The organism is Psychrobacter piechaudii (genome assembly GCF_900162825.1).
Classification (GTDB): Bacteria; Pseudomonadota; Gammaproteobacteria; order Pseudomonadales; family Moraxellaceae; genus Psychrobacter; species Psychrobacter piechaudii.
On sequence record NZ_FUGE01000257.1, the window covers coordinates 1 to 1,482 of the forward strand.

Below are 1,482 nucleotides of genomic sequence, written 5' to 3' on the forward strand. Positions count from 1 at the left end.
GATATCCAATAATACTTTTACTAATTGCATTGCACTGCTCTAACTCATAATCAGTCATTACAGATACTAGCGGAGACTTGCGTAATGCTAAAGCTAAATAACTTATTGCTGTATGCCGAAAGCTATGAAAAGTAAAATCATGCTCCCCAAGTAATCTATCCCAGATTATTTTCATCATATTACTAAAAAACGTGCTCGGGAGCGGCTGCCTACCTGATCCTTGTGAAAATAAATACGTTCTTTTTAAACGTTTCTGGCAATGATAAAGCTCAATAAATAACCGCATCTCATCCTGCTTCAAAAGACATCCTAGTGGTATCACACGGCTAGCACTGCTACTCTTTAATCGTCGATAATGGTTAGGTCTTAGCCATATTTTAGGATCTTCTACTATTAAATCATCATTACTAACATATATATCAGCGATATCAGAAACCTTGATACCAATAAGCTCATTTATACGCAGTCCTGAGCGGTAAGCTAAGCTCAAAATAACCAAGCACAGTCTTTTTTGTTCCCTCTCTAAGTTGGAGCTATTAATGAAAGCTTTCATTGCCTGGTAAATTCGAGGAGATATGATATTCGCTTTTACGACCTGACGGTTATTACCCCAAGGAAAATAAACGTAAGGCGCGTCGTAACAATCACGCTGATAATCATGGAAAGTACGCAACCGGCCATAGGTAAATTTCTGAGTATCTTTTAGCTTATTCAAATATGAAAGTTTATCCTGACCTGCCAGCTCATCAATGAAATTAGCATCCTTTTTAATGACAGGATTTTTCCGGCCATTTTTAACTTTGCTTTGAATGATTTGCTCATAGATAGTTTCGTACTCTTCACTACCCCACGTATCTATATCTTCATCCATTGTTAGCATCAACCAATCACGTCCTATACAGCCTACGTATTTAGCTATACTCTCTTGGTTTATGCTTTTATCATTTAATAAATGACGCACCCATCCTAATATACGCTGTGCATTTGGCTGAGGAAAATCATTGAACAGCTGCTCGATACATCTGATGGAGCCTGCTCTAGTATCTTTAAGTGCTTCCTGAACCTCTCTAATCAAATTTTTACTAAATGCAGGGTAGCTACTCCTCTTTTTGCTATCAGTGGAGCTTTGCGAGATGGCTACTTCAAATAATTCATGCCACTGTAATGGCTTAGGACTTTTATTAATTGACTCTCGATTGTAGTTAATTAGCTTATCTTTAGGCAGACCTGTTGTTTTAACCTTTCCTTGCTTAATAGTAGATAAAGCATTATCAAGATTAGCCCCTTCTAATTGCCTCCCATGGTAGTTTGCATATTTAATTAGCTGTGAATACTGTGGTTTTGCCCTGTCTTTATTATTAAGGTTCAGCTTCTTACTAATGTGTAATAGTTCATGCAAGCGACTGACTAAAGGCTCAAGGGCAACGCCGCAGCGTCCTACCCAGTCTGCCATAGTAGCATCGGGGATATTTACCCCACTTC

Annotated in this window: 1 protein-coding gene; it reads right to left on the reverse strand. The window is 38.3% G+C overall.

Annotation, left to right across the window (positions count from 1 at the left end; all coding sequences use genetic code 11):
• Positions 1–1,453 (reverse strand): site-specific integrase (locus A1019T_RS12660; protein WP_143514150.1); only part of this gene is annotated, 1,453 nt, incomplete at its 3' end.
• Positions 1,454–1,482 lie beyond the last annotated feature (29 nt).